The organism is Longispora albida DSM 44784, assembly GCF_000379825.1.
Lineage (GTDB): Bacteria > Actinomycetota > Actinomycetes > Mycobacteriales > Micromonosporaceae > Longispora > Longispora albida.
Map to the genome: position 1 here is coordinate 72,048 of NZ_KB903835.1, position 16,853 is coordinate 88,900.

Annotated in this window: 22 protein-coding genes; 5 read left to right on the forward strand and 17 right to left on the reverse strand. The window is 69.3% G+C overall.

Annotation, left to right across the window (positions count from 1 at the left end):
* Positions 1–106 precede the first annotated feature (106 nt).
* Positions 107–697 (forward strand): DNA-directed RNA polymerase subunit alpha C-terminal domain-containing protein, encoded by a 591-nt coding sequence (locus A3G1_RS0123525; RefSeq protein ID WP_018351954.1) that lies wholly within the window; start codon positions 107–109, stop codon positions 695–697.
* A gap of 108 nt (positions 698–805) precedes the next feature.
* Here the strand turns inward: A3G1_RS0123525 and A3G1_RS0123530 are convergent, their stop codons facing one another.
* Together A3G1_RS0123530 and A3G1_RS0123535 are read right to left on the reverse strand one after the other, a co-directional pair.
* Positions 806–1,228, reverse strand: coding sequence for a GFA family protein (locus A3G1_RS0123530; protein ID WP_018351955.1), 423 nt, complete (start codon positions 1,226–1,228; stop codon positions 806–808).
* 51 nt (positions 1,229–1,279) lie between these two features.
* Entirely contained in the window at positions 1,280–1,507 is a 228-nt protein-coding gene (locus A3G1_RS0123535; RefSeq protein ID WP_245563580.1) for a hypothetical protein, read from the reverse strand.
* Between the two features lie 137 nt (positions 1,508–1,644).
* Here A3G1_RS0123535 and A3G1_RS40795 point away from each other — a divergent pair, with 137 nt between their 5' ends.
* Genes A3G1_RS40795 through A3G1_RS36435 form a run of 3 tightly spaced genes read left to right on the forward strand, consistent with a single transcriptional unit; the run spans position 1,645 to position 2,641 of the window.
* Positions 1,645–1,788 (forward strand): hypothetical protein, encoded by a 144-nt coding sequence (locus A3G1_RS40795; RefSeq protein ID WP_018351957.1) that lies wholly within the window; start codon positions 1,645–1,647, stop codon positions 1,786–1,788.
* Complete coding sequence (locus A3G1_RS36430) at positions 1,761–2,120, forward strand: hypothetical protein (RefSeq protein WP_018351958.1); 360 nt, start codon at positions 1,761–1,763, stop codon at positions 2,118–2,120. Before A3G1_RS40795 ends, A3G1_RS36430 begins: the two co-directional genes overlap by 28 nt.
* On the forward strand, positions 2,117–2,641 hold the full coding sequence (locus tag A3G1_RS36435) for a flavoprotein (protein ID WP_083937072.1): 525 nt from the start codon (positions 2,117–2,119) through the stop codon (positions 2,639–2,641). Before A3G1_RS36430 ends, A3G1_RS36435 begins: the two co-directional genes overlap by 4 nt.
* A gap of 8 nt (positions 2,642–2,649) precedes the next feature.
* Here A3G1_RS36435 and A3G1_RS0123555 read toward each other — a convergent pair whose 3' ends face one another.
* The 6 genes from A3G1_RS0123555 to A3G1_RS36450 form a co-directional block, all read right to left on the reverse strand.
* Positions 2,650–3,540, reverse strand: a complete 891-nt coding sequence (locus A3G1_RS0123555) for a phosphotransferase (protein WP_018351960.1) — start codon at positions 3,538–3,540, stop codon at positions 2,650–2,652.
* Positions 3,537–4,982, reverse strand: a complete 1,446-nt coding sequence (cofE, locus tag A3G1_RS38940) for a coenzyme F420-0:L-glutamate ligase (RefSeq protein WP_083937073.1) — start codon at positions 4,980–4,982, stop codon at positions 3,537–3,539. Before cofE ends, A3G1_RS0123555 begins: the two co-directional genes overlap by 4 nt.
* A 133-nt stretch (positions 4,983–5,115) precedes the next feature.
* Positions 5,116–6,114 carry a phosphotransferase family protein gene (locus A3G1_RS0123565; protein WP_018351962.1) on the reverse strand — a complete coding sequence of 333 codons (999 nt, stop codon included), beginning with the start codon at positions 6,112–6,114 and terminating at the stop codon, positions 5,116–5,118.
* A gap of 114 nt (positions 6,115–6,228) precedes the next feature.
* The gene (locus A3G1_RS39830; RefSeq protein WP_083937074.1) at positions 6,229–6,741 is read right to left on the reverse strand and encodes an SLOG cluster 4 domain-containing protein; all 513 of its coding nucleotides are present in this window, start codon (positions 6,739–6,741) and stop codon (positions 6,229–6,231) included.
* Positions 6,742–6,768: 27 nt separating this feature from the next.
* Positions 6,769–8,166 carry a helix-turn-helix domain-containing protein gene (locus A3G1_RS36440; protein WP_157641341.1) on the reverse strand — a complete coding sequence of 466 codons (1,398 nt, stop codon included), beginning with the start codon at positions 8,164–8,166 and terminating at the stop codon, positions 6,769–6,771.
* Positions 8,163–8,804 carry a non-canonical purine NTP pyrophosphatase gene (locus A3G1_RS36450; RefSeq protein WP_018351965.1) on the reverse strand — a complete coding sequence of 214 codons (642 nt, stop codon included), beginning with the start codon at positions 8,802–8,804 and terminating at the stop codon, positions 8,163–8,165. The genes A3G1_RS36440 and A3G1_RS36450 overlap by 4 nt, the downstream gene beginning before the upstream one ends.
* Before the next feature lie 161 nt (positions 8,805–8,965).
* Here A3G1_RS36450 and A3G1_RS0123590 point away from each other — a divergent pair, with 161 nt between their 5' ends.
* The gene (locus tag A3G1_RS0123590) at positions 8,966–9,397 is read left to right on the forward strand and encodes a hypothetical protein (protein ID WP_157641342.1); all 432 of its coding nucleotides are present in this window, start codon (positions 8,966–8,968) and stop codon (positions 9,395–9,397) included.
* Positions 9,398–9,615: 218 nt separating this feature from the next.
* On the opposite strand, the gene A3G1_RS0123595 is transcribed toward A3G1_RS0123590, so the two are convergent.
* The 9 genes from A3G1_RS0123595 to A3G1_RS0123635 all read right to left on the reverse strand — a co-directional run bounded on the left by A3G1_RS0123595 (position 9,616) and on the right by A3G1_RS0123635 (position 16,521).
* Entirely contained in the window at positions 9,616–11,010 is a 1,395-nt protein-coding gene (locus tag A3G1_RS0123595; RefSeq protein ID WP_040479464.1) for a hypothetical protein, read from the reverse strand.
* Positions 11,001–11,771 (reverse strand): HD domain-containing protein, encoded by a 771-nt coding sequence (locus tag A3G1_RS0123600; RefSeq protein WP_018351968.1) that lies wholly within the window; start codon positions 11,769–11,771, stop codon positions 11,001–11,003. Before A3G1_RS0123600 ends, A3G1_RS0123595 begins: the two co-directional genes overlap by 10 nt.
* Positions 11,772–11,804: 33 nt before the next feature.
* Positions 11,805–12,356 carry a CYTH domain-containing protein gene (locus tag A3G1_RS0123605; protein WP_018351969.1) on the reverse strand — a complete coding sequence of 184 codons (552 nt, stop codon included), beginning with the start codon at positions 12,354–12,356 and terminating at the stop codon, positions 11,805–11,807.
* Complete coding sequence (locus tag A3G1_RS0123610; protein WP_018351970.1) at positions 12,346–12,660, reverse strand: hypothetical protein; 315 nt, start codon at positions 12,658–12,660, stop codon at positions 12,346–12,348. Before A3G1_RS0123610 ends, A3G1_RS0123605 begins: the two co-directional genes overlap by 11 nt.
* A 23-nt stretch (positions 12,661–12,683) precedes the next feature.
* On the reverse strand, positions 12,684–13,199 hold the full coding sequence (locus tag A3G1_RS0123615; protein WP_018351971.1) for a nucleoside-diphosphate kinase: 516 nt from the start codon (positions 13,197–13,199) through the stop codon (positions 12,684–12,686).
* Positions 13,196–13,945 carry a class I SAM-dependent methyltransferase gene (locus A3G1_RS0123620; protein WP_026212446.1) on the reverse strand — a complete coding sequence of 250 codons (750 nt, stop codon included), beginning with the start codon at positions 13,943–13,945 and terminating at the stop codon, positions 13,196–13,198. The genes A3G1_RS0123615 and A3G1_RS0123620 overlap by 4 nt, the downstream gene beginning before the upstream one ends.
* Before the next feature lie 172 nt (positions 13,946–14,117).
* Positions 14,118–15,341, reverse strand: coding sequence for an MFS transporter (locus A3G1_RS36455; RefSeq protein WP_157641344.1), 1,224 nt, complete (start codon positions 15,339–15,341; stop codon positions 14,118–14,120).
* A 20-nt stretch (positions 15,342–15,361) separates the two neighbouring features.
* On the reverse strand, positions 15,362–15,583 hold the full coding sequence (locus A3G1_RS0123630) for a DUF397 domain-containing protein (RefSeq protein WP_026212447.1): 222 nt from the start codon (positions 15,581–15,583) through the stop codon (positions 15,362–15,364).
* 14 nt (positions 15,584–15,597) lie between these two features.
* Positions 15,598–16,521 carry a helix-turn-helix domain-containing protein gene (locus A3G1_RS0123635; protein ID WP_157641345.1) on the reverse strand — a complete coding sequence of 308 codons (924 nt, stop codon included), beginning with the start codon at positions 16,519–16,521 and terminating at the stop codon, positions 15,598–15,600.
* Positions 16,522–16,853 lie beyond the last annotated feature (332 nt).

The following is a 16,853-nucleotide window of genomic DNA, read 5'->3' on the forward strand; positions in this document are numbered from 1 at the left end:
GCCCATGACCGATGATCAACCTCAAGCTGTTCGTCCCAGCGAGGCGCCTCTGATCAGTGCGGGGACAGGTCCGGGCCGAACTGAGCACGCTGACCCGGCCAGTGCGGTGCGGCGGGCGATCGACTCCTTTCACCGCGAACGCCAGAGCAGCGCCCGATTCGGCCGGACCGCCGTCACCGGACACCACGAGACGGTCGAGATCTGCGTCACCCGCACCGGCCAGAACGTGGTGATCCTCGGCGATGGCCCCCTCGCGGACGAGCTGCGGGCGTGCTTTCCCGTACAGGGCTGGCAGATCGCATCACTGCCAGTGCCGGGTACCGCGCTTCGCGACGTCGCAGGCCAGCTCGACTCCCGGGTGTACAACGCAGTAGCGCGGAGTGGTTACCGCACCTTGGAGGAAGTCGCGGCAGTCTGCGACGGCGCGCTCCTGGACATCCGCGGTTTCGGCTCAAAGTCCGTGGACAACCTTCGCGGCGTGGTCGCCGCCCAGCTCGCCAAGCCCGGCACCGCGCTGATCGACGACCGGCCCGTCACGTTCACCGGGCCGCAGGTGCGGGAGCTGGCGAGCCTGCTCGGCAACCTCATCGACATCACCACCGCGCGCGGCAGCGACGCCATCGCCCGGCGGGCATCCGACATGCTCGCAGCTTTGCGCCCCGGCACCGACACGAGCCCCGGCAGCGAGGCCGGCTGACGGGTCGTCGAAACCCCTCGGAGCCCGCCGCGACTTGCTGCGGAGCAGCATTGAACCGTGCTGGGTGCGCATGCCAGCCAGCGCGCGCCGGACCCGGCGGGATCCCCATTAGCTGTCGGCGTGCTGGCTATCGGGTACCGCAGGGAGCCAGGGCACCGCGTTGCTGCGGAACGACTGGTTGACCGGCGTGAGGCGCGGGTCGCTGGCATCGTCAAGGGCCGGGATGTTGATGCCGATCCAGGCATTCCCATAGTCCCAGGCAGCGACCGAGCTCCCGCAGGTCCGGCAGAACCCGCGCCGGGTCTTCGCCTCGAAGGTGTCAAACCACGACGGCTCGCCATCCTCACCCGTCCAGACGAGGCTCGCGAGAGGAAACGACACCCAGGTCTGCAGCGGCCCGCCAGCACGCCGCTGGCAGTGCCCGCAGCTGCAGGCGTGCGGGTAGTCGGCTTCGCCGCTGACCGTGAACCGGATCCTCCCGCACAGGCAGCCGCCCGCGCGCAACCCGGCGGTTGTGGTGCTGCCAGACATCAGCTCAGTCTCCGCTCGCTCTGGTACGGGAAAGGTGCTGCTCGGGCACGTCTACGCCGGGGCGGTGACGTCGAGCCGCCGCCAGCGGCCCCGGGCTGCCTTGCGGATCTGCGCGGCCAGGGCGAACGCGTTGGGCTCGCTCAGCAGCTCCTGCAGCTTCGACCGCTCGTGCGTGCGGATCTCCACCTCGCATGACCCCGAGGACGGATTACGGCGGACGAAGACGATCATCTCGTCGAAGCCGGTTGCGTCGTTGTGCCAAGCCGCGAGTTCTTCCACCACGGCATCCTCGAACACCTGGCCGAAAACAGCAAACCGGCGCGCCGGGCCCCTGCCGTCCGGCTCGGCCGTGACCACCCCGAGCGGCGCGGAGAATTTCGATTGCGTCGATATAGGCGGGCATTGACACTCTGCCCATGCGTGACTACCAATCCGACACCTACGGCGAGAAGATCGCCGGTGTCTTCGATGCCGGGATCCTGGCCGGCGGCCGGCTGTCCGAGGCCGCAGGCGACGTCGCAACGCTGCCCGGGTGCTCGCCGACGGCGGGGCGCTGGTGATCGAGGGGTGGTTCGTCGCCGACCCGTCCCGCTTTGACCGGGGCCAGCGGCTGGAGGCCCGGGACCTGTCGGCCGGCTGGATGCACCTCGACGCCAGCCGGCACGACCCCACCACCCAGCGCATCAGCGGCCAGCAGATCGTCATCACCGAAGCCGGCATCACGCTGTACCCGTCGCACCTGCGGTACACACACCCGGCCGAACTCGACCTGATGGCCCAGCTCGCCGGCCTGGCCCCGGCCGGCCGATGGGGCGGCTGGGCGGGCGAGGCGTTCACCGCCGACAGCCGCGCCTACATCGCCTGCCACACCAAGCCTGCGAGCCGACCATGAGCGCGCACGGCATCCGTCCGGTGGTGCGGGTGATCGCGTCCGCGGCGCCCCCGGTGCTGCACATCCAAACGCTGCTCGACCAGGTGCAGGCGGCCGGCTGGAGCCCGCACCTCATCGCCACCCCGACGGCGGCGACCTGGCTGCACGCCGACGGCGGGCCGGTCGTGTCGTGGGTGTCGCGGATGCCGATGCCCGGCGAGGACCTGGTCCTGTCCGACCCCGCCCTGGTCGTGGCGGCCCCGGCCACGTTCAACACGATCAACCGGTGGGCCGCCGGCGTGAACGACACCCTGGCCCTCGGACTGCTGAACGAGGCCCTGGGCGCGCGGCTGCCGATCGTGGCCGCCCCGCACGTCAACAGTGCCCTCGCCGGCCACCCCGCCTACCAGCGCAACCTGGCTCTGCTCCGTCAGGCGGGGGTGCGCATCGCCGGCGACGGCACGCCGTGCCCGGGCGGATGCCACGGCGCCGCGCACTGGACGGACGTCATCGCCTGCCTCCCGGAGCCGGGAGGCAGGTAGCCGCCCGGTCAGAGCAGATCCCGCAGCAGCCGGCTCGCCCGGGCGGCCTGTCCTACCAGCAGTGTCAGCCGGCGGGCCCGCTCGGGCGCGTGCTCAGGCAGGGCGGTGTGCAGGCGGATCTCGCGGGCGGTCAGCAGCGCCAGGTTGACAGCGAATGCCGCGGCGAGCTGTGACTGGTGGACCTCGGTGGCGATTGCCTCGCGCAGCGGCGGGCTGGCGGTTCCGGCGACCAGGTCCAGCAGCGCGAGGTCGTAGCCGGGCAGCAGCCAGTCGGCGTGCTCCCAGTCGACCAGCTGCACACCGGTGTCGGTGAGCAGGATATTGGTGGGCAGCACGTCGCCGTGCGCGAACACCGGCGCCGGGCAGCGCTCCAACAGGGCGGCGGCGGCCTGAGCGTCGGTGGCGCTGAGGTGTCCGAGGCCGTGCTCGCGGTCGATGGCCTCGCGGTCGCCGCCTGGCGGCGCCCAGCCCGGCCGCCAGGCAGCGACAGCCCTCATGGCCTTGAGGAGTCGGGTGGCCACGGCGGGGCCGGGGTCGTGGTCGAGGAACCGGTGCTCGCCGAGCCGGACGCCAGACAGCCGCGACACCACGGTCAGCGCGCCGGCGTGATCGCACAGCAGGCGCGGCGCGGTCACCGCCGGGGGGTCAGCGGCGAAGCCCGCGTACACCCGCACCTCGTGCTCCCGCCGCGCACGCCAGTGCCCGTCACCGCTGGTGAGGAGTTTGACCACCACCGGCTGCCCGCGCAGGGCGCCGGCGGTGACGATCGCCTTGTCGGTGTGGTGCAGCACCTCGTCCCCGACCACCAGGCCGTCCACCTCACCGGCGAGAGCGCGGAGGCAGGCGAGAGCCTCGGCTCGGACCCTGCTCGGGTCGCAGGTGTCTGTCTGGGGTGTCATCGGTCGTGGGCGAGGTCGGCGTCGACGTCCGGTCGCGGGGGGCCGACGATGAGGCGCTGGATGGTCGCGTTCTCGTCGATCGTGTAGGACGCGCCGCGGATGACGACCACGCCGAGGCCCGCGTCGGTCTGCCCCATGATGATCGACGCCGTGGAGGCCAGCTCGTCGACCCGGTTCATGACCGGCCGGGCCGGGTTGCCGTACAGGTCGCGCTCGCCGTCGGGTTCCTCCAGGTGACGGATGCCAGCGAGGCCGATCGCCGCGCCGTAGGCGCCGTCACGGTGGTCCAGCCCCAGGCTGTCGGAGATGATCACCGCCACCCGCACCCCGAGCCGGTCCCGCAGCCCGTCACGGATCCGCCGCGCCGAGGCGTCCGGGTCGACCGGCAGCAAAACCGCCCGCCCCTCACCCCGAGGGCCGGCGTTGGAGGCGTCGACACCCGACCCGGTGCCCTTGATCCCCCGCCGGTCGACGGTGACGACGTGACGGCCCTTCACCTCCAGCACCGCGGCGGCCTCGTCCAAATACAGCTGGCAGATCCGCGGATCACGACCAGTGCGCTCGGCCAGCCGACGCGCTCGTTCGCTCGGCGCCACGTCGGCCAGGAGCACCACCCGCCCCTCCGCTTTCGACACCAATTTCTGGGCCACCACCAGTACTTCGTCGCCGGTCAGGGTGTGACCTTCGTCCAGGAGCGCGCGTTCGATGATCTCGGCCAGGTCGTCGCCTTCCTCAATGAGGCCGATCCCGCGCACACCTCGAGCGGTCAGGTCCCAGCTCGTCACGTCTGCGCCTTCCCCGGTCATGAAGTCCGGCCGTTCAGCTGGGAACACCGTTGTTCTGCCTGTCGGGGACCTGCGGCAGCCAGGGCACAGCACTGGTGCGGCAGGACTGGGCTGGCGTTCAGCGGCGAGGATGGCGTAGCTCAGCGAGTCCCGCCACTGGCCGCGCACGAACATGTGGTCGCGGATGCGGCCTTCGTACCGCAGTCCAGCCTTCTCCAACACTCGCCTGGACCCTTGGTTGTCTGGGTGGCAGACCGCTTCGATGCGGTGCAGAGCGAGCGTGTCGAACCCGAACGCGACCAGCAGGCCAGCGACCTCGGTTCCCAGGCCCTGACCCCACCGGTCGGGCGCCAGCGCGTAGCCGAACTCGCCGCGCCGGTGCACGGTGCTGGTGACCGCCAGCCGCACCACCCCGACCAGCAGTTCGTCGTGCTCGACGGCCAGATTGAATACCAGGCGCGGCGTCGCCGCGGTCTCAGCCAGCCACAATGCCAGCGTCTGTTCGGTGACTGTGATGTCGGCGTGGGCGTCCCAGTGCGTGTGACGGGTGACTGCCGGGTCGCGGGCATATGAGTAGATCCCGGCCGCGTCGCCGGGACGCAGTTCGCGCAGCACCACCCGGGCGCCTTGGATACAGATGCCGGCACTGTAAGTCATGAGTCTCCCAATGTGATGCCGCACGCTGCTGCTAGCCAGAAGCCTGGGCGAAGATCGAAGTCGAGGTGATGGCTGCGTCCTTCATGGAGGACGCCGATCGTGTGCACGCCCCGCCCACTCCGGCATATCTGGCCTACTCCGGTCGTGAGGTGACCAGCTGTGTGAGGACGGCGGCCATCTCGACGTAGGACTGCGACACCTCGTCGGCCGCGCTGCGCCGATGGCGCTCCAGCCGCAAAGCTGCAAGATGCCGCGCCTCGTACACCGCCGCCCGCCAGCGACCGGCCGGCGTGATGTCGGGAGGGCCGTAGGCGGTCCAGAACGCCTCCCGTCCGGGACGGGCCTGGGCCATGCGGATGGGCCAGTCAGCAGCCGGGTCGCCCCACAGCGCCCGGTCAGCGTCGAGCACCCCCGTGATCACGGGGCTGGGCGCGTCGCGGGCGAGCAGGATGTTGGTGGTCCACAGGTCTCCGTGCAGGAGCCTCGGTTCGGTGATCTCATCGAGTACCGCCGTGTCGGCACTCACGAGGTCGATCACCTCCCACAGGTCGGCGGAGTCCAGGCCGAGGTCGTCGACGTCGGCGGCGAGGTCGGCGAACATGGCGACGACCGCTTCGCTCCACGTCGTGTGCCCGGGCCCGGCGATCGGCCCGAAGTGGGGGCCGCGCACGTCGTGCACGCGGCGGGTGATCGCGCCGAGCTGGGCGAACAGCGGTCCCCAGTCCGCGTGGTCGTAGCCGCGCAGGGCCTTGGGCGCGGGCACGCCGGGCAGCAGGTTCTGGAACATGTGGTCCCGGTTGATCAGGGAGCCGGTGAAGTCTGCCCCCAGCACGCGCGGGACCAGCGGTCCGAGGGACGCGAGGTAGGGCAGCGTCGCGTACTCGGTGCGCATCAGCTGCCGTTCGCTGCGCCGCTGCCGTGGGGGTTCCGGCGCGACACGCAAGATCACGGGCGCGGCGTGCCCGTCGAGCGTGACGCAATAGGTCGAGTTGTACATCCCGCCATCCAGCTCCACCGCGGACGTCACGACCGTGTCCACGCCGAATGTCTGTCGGCACATAGCCTCGATCGTCTCGGCGGCGAGGGGCCTCTGGAAGTCGTCGTGCTTACGGGGGACGGAGCGCAGGTCCACTGGTCTCCTTGGTGGGCTGCGGGCTTCGTTGGCTGTCTCTCCAACGGTGTTCGGGTTACTCGCGGTACTCGCGTGGGTGGGGCGCGCCTGGGAGCAGGGTCCCGGCCGGTCGGCTCAAGGTGCTCTCTCCGGTATCGGAGGCTGGGCCGAGCTGGCCTCAGGGGTGAGAGAGAGTTCAACGGCCTGTTCGGGCGTGCGGGCGGTTAGGGTTCCGGGTATGGCCTCGCCGTTGGGGCCGTGGATGCTCCATCCTCCGATGCTGATCACAGGTATGCCGCCGCGCCGGTGTGCGAGGGCGAGTTCGGAGAGGGTGCCCCATGAGCCGCCGACGATGATGACGGCGTCGGCGGACCAGACCAGGATGGCGTTGCGTGCTTCGCCCATGTTGGTGACGATAACGGCCGAGAGGTCGGGTGAGGCGTCTTCGCGACTGTCGCCGGGGCGGATGCCGATCACGAGACCGTTGCGGGATCGAACCCCTGCTGCGACCGCGGCCATGACTCCGGTGCCGCCGCCGCAGAGGACCGTCGCGCCGGCGTCAGCGAGGAGTTCTCCGATTCGGTGGGCGTTGGTGGTGTCTTCTGGCGTGCAGTCGCGTGGCCCGCAAACGGCGATCTGGGTGGTCATGGTCCTCGTTTCGTATGTGTCGCTTGCCTAGGTTGTGGGCAGGGAGTGCGCCGGATATGCGAGGAAGAGCGCGATCTCTTCATGAAGCGCGCCGAGGCTTCTGTCGCCGGTGAGGGCGGCCTCGAGTTTTCTCATGCGGCTGGTGATGGGTGTCGTCCTGTGTTCGGCAGGGAGGCGAAGCACGGGCCCCAGGGCATGCGTGACCCCATCGAGGTCTTCCAGCGCGAGGTGGGCCGCAGCAAGATCCTGTCGGGCGGCGGCGATGAGTTCTGGGCTGCTGGAGGTGGGCTCGACGGTGAGTAGCTCGATGGCCCGCTCGGCGTCAGCTACAGCTCGGCGCTGATGTTCACGGCCGCCCAGCGCGAGGTGTGCTTCGGCGGCGTAGTAGGACGCTTTCCCGGGTTCGAAGAACCACACCCCGACCTCATCGGATCGGCGCTCAGCGCCGGGTTCGGTCGCGACGGCAGCCTCCGACAGCGCGCGCTCGACCGCGGTGGCATCGCCCATTGCGGCGTAGGCGCGGGCCTCCTGGCTAGCGAGGCGTCGCCGGCTGCTGGCGGTGCTGGCGTGCTGTCGGCCTGCGGCGGCGAGCGCGGCGGCGCGACGGGGGTCGCCATTCCAGTAGGCGATGTTCGCTTGGATCCAGCGGATATACACCTTGAGCAGGCTGTGGTCGGCGCGTTCGGCGCACAGCCATGCGGTGCGGGCGTGGGCGTCGGCTGGTCCGGGTTGGCCGAGGTCAGCGCAGGCGTGGGCTAGGAGGGCGGTGAACTGCCCGGCGAGGAGGTAGAGGTCTCGGGTGAATGCGGGGTCTGGGTGGGCGTCGAGGAGATCGAAGACGAAGCTGCGCATCTGAGCGATCGGCCGGAAGACGGCATAGGGTGGTTGGAGCAGGAATTGGTCGGCCCAGTGGTAGGCGTCGCCCGTCAACTGCTCCAGAAGTTCGGTGCTGATCGGGCGCCCGGCTCGGCGCACGAACTGCCCGGACTCGTCGGTGGCCATGGCGACCTCCTCGCTCAGTACCTCCGGATCCCATAGTCCGTGAGGTCCCGTGAAGCTCCCATTGTGCCCTGATAGGCCGCCTTCTGGGAGGCGCTGAAGCCCCGGGCCGTGCGAGGTCGGCGATGGTGGGATAGCCATCCATCGGTAGGCGCGTGCGGCTTCCTCGCGGCCGGCGGCTGAGGCGAGTTCTTCGATCGCGTCGAATGCCGCGGTCAGCGTGTGGCGCGTTTTGAGGACCAGATCGCATTTCTGCCAGAAGGCGCGTGTGCCGTCCTGGTGGCCGGTCTCGACGTTGGCGACCGTCGAGCGGGAGTAGCCGAGTTGAGCCGCGAGCTCATGCTGGGACAGGCCCATCGCCTTTCGGACCGCCGCGAGATTTTGGCCCAGTTCCTGGCGGGCGCGGGCGATGTTCTCGGGTCTCACCGGGCCGGTCCCTCGACGGACGGGGCGTCACCGCAGGCTGTGGGTGCGTCACCGTCGAGTGGTGTCCCACCCAGCCAGCGGCCGAACTGCGCGAACACCGAGCGCGTGCTCCACTCGTCGAAGATGGCTTGTCTCTCCTGCTCGGGAAGGATCGACAGCGGCACGTCGGCGCCGGGCGGGATGAACACGTCCCACAGGGGCGACCACGTTCCGAAAGCTCCGTCGACGGCGGGTGTCGAGGCGATGGTTCCTGGCTCGCCGTGTTCGGTGAAGGTGTGCACAGTGCCGTTCTCGTCGACGTAGGCGAGGGTGGCGATGAAGGAGCATGCCCGGCCGGTGGTGAGGTCCGCCAAATGGGTGAGGCCTCGGGCGCCGACGGCGGTGACGAGTTGTTTGACCATGGGGCCGGGCCATCCGCCGAACTCGTCGATGAACATGCCGGAGTCCTCGACGAACAGCGGCTGGCCGACCGCGGCGAAGGCCGCCACCGCCTTGTGGCGGGCGACGACCTCGACGGAGGTGCTCTGGATCTCGTCGAGGTCGAGCTTGATCTGTTCCACCTCGACGCCGAAGGCGTCAAGGTGGCCCTGGGCGATCGGGATCTTGTTGACGTTGCCGGTGACGAAAAGGATCTTCATGGCTGCTCGTTCCTCGGATGGACGCGGCCGGTCGTGGCCGCGGGGACTGGCGGTTCGCCGGATGGCATTGGAGGCTCCGACGGGGATTCCCGTTGCGGCATGGGGGCGCTCTCGGCTCCCAGGGCGTGCAGCGCCAACGGGACGAGGGCGCTGGTTGGGAGATGCGCGTCGAGGACGACGACGGCACCCAGCGTTGCCGCGAGGCGAAGGAGCGGCTCGGTGTAGGCGCGGTGGCGTCGCGTCCGGTGCCGCAGAACATCGGTGGCATCGTCTGTGCGGGACGTCAGAGGCTGACCGCACCCCGCGCACCTGGCCGGGTCAGCCCGCTGGGTCGCCGCCGGCGCGTGGGGGTCAGCGGTGGGATCCTGCTCGCAGGTCTGGCAGACCCTGCGGCCGGCAGCCCGGGAGGCGAGGACTTCGTCATCGGCGTCCAGGACCAGCAGGACAAGGCGTGCATCGAGGCGAGAGACGTGCAGGTGCAGGTCGAGGAGTTGCACCACGTCGCCGGGCAGGTTCTCCAAGAGCACCAGGCTGGTGCCGGCGGGCTGTGCGGCGAGGGTGTGGCGGAGGGCGAATCCGAGGGCGACGTCTGAGACCCAGCCGAGTTCGTTGACGGGTTCGAAGGCGGCGGTCGCGGCAGGGTGTGCCAGGCGGGCGGCTCGGATGGCCGAACGGGGCGAGATCACCGGTGCTCGGGTGAGCACCGCGAGCTCGCGGGTGAGGGTGGTCTTCCCGCTGGCGGGTGGCCCGATGACGCCTGCGAGGACCGGGCAGCTGTCGCGGGGCCGACGGGGTTCGGGAATCGAGGTCGTCACGCGGCCTCCTGTCGGCGGTGTCCGGACGGTTGTGCCGCGGGCCGGGCGCGCATCAGTGTGTGGCGCAGGTCGATGAGGCGGGGCGCGATCGTCACGTCGAGGTCCTTGACCGCTTCGAGGGAGCCGTCCCCTGTGACGACGGCCTGGCGGATGGTGTGCCGCAGGTCGGGGTAGGCGGGGTTCACACCGATCTCGCCTTTGGGCATGGTGGCATTGAACGGGAGCACGATGTCCAGGTGATTCCAGTAGTTCCAGGCTTGAAGCGCCTTGTACTGGTCGAAGTAGAAGTAGAAGTCGGGGTAACGGCCGAACGCGCGCAGCTCGCGGTGGATGAGGTGCCCGAGGAGCGGCGCGGCGTGGGGACGCAGATCGTCGAACTCCCAGCGCAGTCTCCGCCAGTTCAGGTCGCGCGCCGTCGAGGTGAGCAGCCGGGCGCACACCAGCAGGGCGACACGGTCGGCGACGTAGGCAGCCAGGTGGCCAAGCTCGATGGTCGGGTCCAGTCCGGGGAGCCTAGCCGCGAGTTCGGCGGCGCGGGGTTGGAAGCGGGCGAGGTCGAAGCGGCCGGCCATGCCGGGGAAAGCGGCGAACAGGAGGTCCTTGTACAGCCAGTTGTCGAATTCTCGCCGTTCGCGCAGGTCGCGTGCTCGTGGTGCGTTGGAGTGCAGCATCAGGTACTCGGCGAGGACCTCGAAGTACAGGTAGCCGAGGATCGGCAGGTGGTCGACGGCGTCGGCCAGCCAGTCGAGGAAGGACGCGGGGTCGGTGCGGGTACCGCGTAGCGTCCGGGTCAGGCAGGCGGCCAGGAACGGCATGCCGTCGCGGACCCGGCCGATGATCGTGTCGCGGAGCCGGTGTCGTTCCCCGCGGGCCAGGAGGTATTCGAGGTCCTGGTAGATCTGGAGGTGGATCTCGCCGAGGCGTAGGTAGTCGATGCCGATGGTGCTGCGGCTGGTGCCGGGCGGCAGGTCGATATCGATGATCAGCGGGGTGGGCGTGCCGTGGGTGTGACCGTTGCCTGCCGCGAGCGCGGTTTCGCGATGCAGGACGTAGGCGCCGAGGTTGTGCATCGAGTACGTGCCGCCGACGCGCCGCAGGGGTGTGCAGTAGACGCTGCCGACGAGGCAGCCGCCGCTGGGGTACAGCACACCGCGGTCGATGATCTGGTCGAGGGTGTGCGTGACGTGCAGCAGGCTGACGGAGCGCCTCTGCCGGAGGGTGTCGAACAAGACGTTGTCCGCCAGCAGCTCCCCGTTGGGGGTGTCGGCCATGCGGCGGTTCCATGCGGCCAGCTGCACGGCGATCGGATCCGAGGGCTCGACGGCGGGGGCGTGGGGATGATGGAAGACGTGGACGTCAGCCCACTGCTGGTAGGAATCGCTCACGCCCATCCGGAACCCCACCCTTCCAACGCGAGACTGACGCAGGCGGAATCGCCGACACCGTCGAGGTACTGGCGTTCGCTCACGGCGACGAGATCGAACGCGCGGGACTTGAGCCAGTCCGGTGGGATCAGTCGCAGTTGGGCGTCGTCGATCCACCAGGTGAGCTTCGGGAGCCGGTAGCGGTCGAGGGCGTCGGCGGCTTTGACGATGTCGACGGCCTCGGGCGCGCGGACATAGCGCCGGTGATGTTGTGGAGTGAACCGTTCGTAGGGCACGTCGTGGAGTTCGATCGCGGCGGCGATGATCGGCCCGCGTAGATTCGTGGCCTCGGGGGCGAGGCGTTGGATGATCTGGGTGCTGCGCTCGGCGAACCATGCGGCGGCCCGGGCACCGTGCCCAGGGTCGTCGCGGTCGTGGAGGCGCCGGCAGTCGTGCAAGGCCCCGGCGATGGACACCTCGGTCACATCCCGATCGGATAGGCCCTGCAGCTTCGCCAGGACCGAGGCGAGGGCGGCCACCCGTGCGCCGTGGCGAAGGCCGTGGATCGTCCCGGCGACGGCCGGCTCACCGAACCATGCCCTGGGGACGAGCGGAGGCGCCTGCGGGACGGGCAACCGCGTCCCGGACGGCACGTCAAGGAATGTCGGCCGGTTGTCGGTGATCCAGTTGAGCGTCTCGGGGTCCATGTGTTGGTGGCGCGGAAGATTGCGCTGAGCAGCCAGGGCGAACAAGGGCACCGTGGTGTCGGTGATGGGACGGTCGGCCATGGCACCTTCCAGGTGAAGCGGGGGATGTGCGGGCTAGGGGTGGGTGGCGGCGGCTTCGAACCGGCGGGTGAACTGGCGTAGTTCCTCCTCGGTCATCACCGTGACGCCCAGGTGGTCAGCGACCGCTCCGATCTGCCTCTCGGCCTCAAGCTGATCCTCCGGGCCGGCGGTGTCGGGCAGGACGATCTCCAGTTCCACGTGGTGGCCCCAGTCCCTGCTCCACTTGACCGCCAGGTCCACGCCGTCGAAGCGATAGTTGTGGCGCTCGGTGACGGCGGTGTGCCGCAGCTGGGCGTAGCCCAGCGCATCGAAGACCGCGACCGCCGCGGGGATGTCGGCGTCGGCGATCGGCAGCTCGATCTCGGGAAACGCGGCGCCCTCGCCGATGCGGCTGGTCTTGACCACGACCATCGCGGTCTGCGCGGTCAGATTGCGCACGACCTTCAACAGCTTGTCGGGCAGGACGTAGAAGACGATCTCCTTGTCGTCCTGCCCGAGGTCGAGAGCCTCGACACGCAATCGGCCTTCCAGCACCTCGCGCTCCGCGGCGGTCAGTCGGGCGCGGAACTCGATCTCAACGGGCATCCGGATCTCCCGCTTCGGTGAGCAGGTCGGCGAGCCGGGCGGCGACGACGCCGTCGTGGAACAACTCAGGCAGAGGCACGTCGCCCACCGCCTGGCGGTCGGAGGCGACGTCGCTCAGGGTCTGCGACGGCAACCGGTGTGCGATCTCCAGCGCCTGCCGCGCGAACTGGCGGGCGGTCTCGGTGTTTCCGGCGTCTCGGTGGCGGATCGCCAGGGCGTAGGCGCATTCGGCGGCGGCACGGTCGTCGTTGAGGGCGAGGGCGCGGGCGTGTTGGTCTTCCAGCGCGGCGATCGTCACGGGCATGGCTCGGCTCCTCCAGCGGGGGGTCAGAACGTGTAGAGCTCGGCGGCGGTGGTGTAGTCGAACAGTTCCGCTTCGGAGAACCAGAGGGCCACCTCGGCGGCGGCCTCCTCCGGTGTCGCGGAGGCGTGGATGAGGTTGGCGACGGCCTTGCCGGCCGCGGTGCAGTGGGCGCGGGAGTGGTGGGCGAAGTCGCCCCGAACGGTCCCGGGTGGCGCCTGGTCGGGGTAGGTGGGGCCAACCAGGCGCCGGACGTTGCCGACCGCTTCGACGCCTTCGACGACGAGGGCGAGGACGGGGCCACGCCGCATCGCCTCGGCGTTGGCGGCGTAGACGGCGGCTCCGTGACGCTGTTCGAGGTCGGCGTAGTGCTGGCGGGTGAACGCCGCGTCCATCAGCGCCATCTTCGCTCCGACGATCTTCAGACCGGCGTCCTCAATACGCTGCACGACCCGGCCGATCAACCCGCGAGCGACCGCGTCGGGCTTGCAGACGACGAGCGTGCGCTCCGCACGCGGCACGTGCCCCTCCGGCCCGGTCACTTGCGTGCCGCCACGTACACGCTGCCCCAGGCCCTGTCCGGATTGCCGATGGTCGGGTCGTGTTCCCACGGTTCGACCGTTACGAAGCCGGCCTGCCGGCACAGCGCGGACAGGGTCTCGTAGTCATAGGCCCACAGATGCGGGCTGTAGCGAGTGCTGGCGTCCTGGTCGCGAAACACCAGGTTGACCACGCCGAGATAGGTGTCGTAGTCGTGTAGTCCGTCTCTGCGGCCGTACCACCGAGACATCAGCTGCTCCCGGACCCCGGCGTCGCCGGCCGCGTACCCGGCCAGGACGAAGGCCGCGTCGGGTACTCCGACCACCAGCTCGCCGCCCGGTTCCAGGATCCGGTGGCACTCGGCGAGCACGGTCTTGGCCGACACCGGGTAGTCGACGTGTTCGAGGAAGTGCTCGGTGAACACGAACTCCACGGAGCCGTCGGGCAGAGGAATGCCCTCCCGGACGTCGGTGACGAGATCGGCCGGGTCGGCGATGTCGATGTTGCAGAACCCCGGAAGCAGGCGCTTGCCGCCCCCGATCTGCACGCGCCGCACGCCCGAGGTCGCGTCGGATGCCGACGGGCGAAGGTGCTGCTCGAACCGACCCAGCTCGACCAGGCAGGCATTCAAGGCCCTCCGTAGCCCATGGGTGCACTGGGGGTCAGCGGCAAGCGCCGTGATTGTCGCCGACGCCTCGTCGGCGAGCGCGCGGACGGTGGTTGTGTCGAGGTCGGACTTCTGTCTCACCGATCGCCTCCAGAACAGCGACAACACCCCTCGCCAGAATTGGCATATCGAGGGGTTTGATTGACAAACCGTATCCCGCTGTATGCCAGCGCACAAGGGGATATAACGGTCGCTGTCGGCAAAGGAAACGGCGCGGCCAGGGTGATGGCCGCGCCGGATGAGAACTGCCAGGTCAGGCGATGGGGGCGTCCCGCGTCGTCAGCAGGAGCCGGGCGGAAGCGGCGACGGCGACGGCGAGGATCCCGCCGGCGAGCCACAAGGGAGTCCGCAGGTCGGTGCTCGCGGCGACCGCGCCGCCGAGCGTGGCGCCCAGGGGCAGTGCCCCGACCCCCAGTGTGCGGAATGTCGAGACGACGCGGCCGAGCATCGCGGGAGGGGCCAGTCGTTGCCGAGCGCCTACCACCACCACGCCGGCCAGGCCCGTGCCTGCCGAGGCCAGGGCCAGCGCGCACCCGGCGACGGCGGCGAGGGGCACCGCCGCGATTGCAGCCCAGGCCAGGACCTGGACGGTCAGCGCGACGAGCAGGGTGCGCATCTCGCCGAGGAAACCGATGATCCTCTTCGCCGACAGGCTGATCACGATTCCGCCGACCGCCCCAGCCGACAGCATCAGACCGTAAGCCGCCGTGCTCACGCCCAGGACGTCCTGGGCGTAGAGGACGAAGGTGGACAGCGCCCCTGCGTAGGAGATGTTGCCGACCACCACGAGAGCGCACAGGGCGCGCAACAGGCGATGGCGGGCCAGCCACTTCACGCCCGAGCCGATGGACCGCAAGATCGGTTCATGCCCGCCTGGAGCGGCAGTCGAGGGCGCGTCCCTCGGTAGCAGGAAGACCAGCGCCGCCGACAGTGCGAAAGACGCGGCGTTGGCGGCGAAAGGGATCCACGCCAACCAGGCGAAGGTGGCCGATCCGACCGGTGGGCCGATCAGCGACCGGCCGGCGGTGGTGGCGGCGCTGACCCTGCCGTTGGCCTCGTGCAGCCTGTCCGGGTCTCGCTCGGTCATGTCCGCCACGACGTGCTGCTGGGCCGTGTTGTGGAAGGTGTAGCCGATCATCACCAAAGCCGCGGTGATCGCGATCGCGGTGACCGAACCCATCCCGCAGGCGACCAGCAGCGCCAGACCCGCCAGTAGCAGGGCCCGGGCCGCGTCCGAGACGATCATGACGCGGCGGTGCGGCCACCGATCCACCAACGCGCCGGCGAACGGGCTGACGAACAGCCACGGCAACATCTCGGCCGCGCCGACCACCGCGACGGCGACCGGATCGCGCGTCAACGCCGCCGCCGCGAGAGGAATCGCGGCGGCGAACACGCCATCGCCGAGAGCGGACACCGCGACCGCCGCGTACAGGCTCCACAATCTCCTCGTGCTGCGATCGCCCACCACGGTCACGGTGCCCTCCGAGTCGTCAACTAGTCGAACTGGCCCTCGCGGGCGCCATTCAGGAAGACAGTCCACTCCTGCGGCGTGAAAGCCAGGACCGGGGAGTCCGCCCCCTGCTTGGTGTCCCGGATGGCCTTCCAACCGTCCGGGCCGTCCCCGACCTCGACGCAAGGCGCGTCGTTGCCACACTCGCCGAACCCGGTGCGCCAGTTGGTGAAATCGTCAGAGGGTGGGTATGAGGGATGCGTCATGTCGTAGCGTCCAATCACGAGATCCGCAGTTCGTTCTCCAGCCACACCCGGGTCGTCGCGGGGTCCAAGGCCATGCCCGCCAGTTGGCCCCACACTTCCTCATACCGCTCCACGTCCCGGGGCGCGGTGAACGATACCTGCGCGTTATAGGTCTCTGTCAATGCAAATGGTTCACCGTCGACCAGCTCGTAAAACGCGAACGAGTTCACCGGTACGTGCCCGTAGGGTGCCGCCCGTTCGATCACCTGAACCGTGATGTGCGCCAGCTGGGCGAACTCCACCAGCCGAGACAGCAACCCCTGACGCAGATCGCCAGTCGCCCGAGCCAAGCGAAGATCAAGCGCTTGCTCGGTGATCACCGCATGATAGGCAGCGGCACCAGGCAGCTTCATCGCCTCACCTCGAGCGAAGCGCCGCTCCGCCGCGGCCAGGGCTTCGGCCTCAGTGACCGCGTCATACCCCAGCATCACCGCTCGCGCATACTCAAGCGTCTGAAACGGCCCTGGACACATCAATGGCTGGAAGACCCGCAAGCGTCGCACACGCCGGTCGAGATCCATCAACTCCTGCTGCCGCTGAGCCAGCCCCCGCTGAGTGATCACGAAGTTGCTGACCACCTCGGTCGCATCCGCTGCCAGCCACAACAGGCCTTCCAAGTAATCATCGGCCGACATCCGAGCAAACGCCTGCTCGAGCAGGCGATGCTCACGAACCGTCAACGTGTCGTCATCCAGTCGAGCCCGGGTCGCCTCCAGGCAAACCCTGAACCAGGAGATCACCTTCTCCGCGGGAGGGCGACGCTGTTCGTTCTCCCAGCGCGACAGCGCCGATTGCGAAGTGCCCAGATCGCTAGCCAGAACCGGACCGGTCAAGCCCGCTGACGCCCGCAACCAGCGCAGCTCAACGCTCAACGACGATTGAGAAACCGGCGCAAGCACCAGTCCACCTCACAACCAGAACCCAGCGGGATGAATCACGACCAGAGTATGACAGCGTATGCCACCACGCCAGAGGTGCCGAGTGGCGAACTGGCATCAACCACGACACTCTCGATGTCGGCAAGCCTGCGGAAAAGTTTCGACATTCTGCTGACATAGGCGGCATGTCGTTGATCGTCATGGCGTCAGACCGTTGTGTAGGCAGAGCGGGGCGTTCGGGGTCGGCGCGCTCCAATGCGATCAGTGACGTTTGCGGGCCGTCGACCTGCTATTTCACTCTGACTTCCTATGCGGTAGGTCACGGTCTGCAACCTAACCCAGGGAGGCAGCCC

Bases quoted from the DNA above. Each gene is read 5' to 3' on its own strand.
- A3G1_RS0123530 (WP_018351955.1), bottom strand. From the start codon at position 1,228: ATGTCTGGCAGCACCACAACCGCCGGGTTGCGCGCGGGCGGCTGCCTG.
- A3G1_RS40795 (WP_018351957.1), top strand. From the start codon at position 1,645: ATGCGTGACTACCAATCCGACACCTACGGCGAGAAGATCGCCGGTGTC.
- A3G1_RS36435 (WP_083937072.1), top strand. From the start codon at position 2,117: ATGAGCGCGCACGGCATCCGTCCGGTGGTGCGGGTGATCGCGTCCGCG.
- A3G1_RS0123555 (WP_018351960.1), bottom strand. From the start codon at position 3,540: ATGACACCCCAGACAGACACCTGCGACCCGAGCAGGGTCCGAGCCGAG.
- cofE (WP_083937073.1), bottom strand. From the start codon at position 4,982: ATGACTTACAGTGCCGGCATCTGTATCCAAGGCGCCCGGGTGGTGCTG.
- A3G1_RS39830 (WP_083937074.1), bottom strand. From the start codon at position 6,741: ATGACCACCCAGATCGCCGTTTGCGGGCCACGCGACTGCACGCCAGAA.
- A3G1_RS36450 (WP_018351965.1), bottom strand. From the start codon at position 8,804: ATGAAGATCCTTTTCGTCACCGGCAACGTCAACAAGATCCCGATCGCC.
- A3G1_RS0123590 (WP_157641342.1), top strand. From the start codon at position 8,966: ATGCGCGTCGAGGACGACGACGGCACCCAGCGTTGCCGCGAGGCGAAG.
- A3G1_RS0123595 (WP_040479464.1), bottom strand. From the start codon at position 11,010: ATGGGCGTGAGCGATTCCTACCAGCAGTGGGCTGACGTCCACGTCTTC.
- A3G1_RS0123600 (WP_018351968.1), bottom strand. From the start codon at position 11,771: ATGGCCGACCGTCCCATCACCGACACCACGGTGCCCTTGTTCGCCCTG.
- A3G1_RS0123605 (WP_018351969.1), bottom strand. From the start codon at position 12,356: ATGCCCGTTGAGATCGAGTTCCGCGCCCGACTGACCGCCGCGGAGCGC.
- A3G1_RS0123610 (WP_018351970.1), bottom strand. From the start codon at position 12,660: ATGCCCGTGACGATCGCCGCGCTGGAAGACCAACACGCCCGCGCCCTC.
- A3G1_RS0123630 (WP_026212447.1), bottom strand. From the start codon at position 15,583: ATGACGCATCCCTCATACCCACCCTCTGACGATTTCACCAACTGGCGC.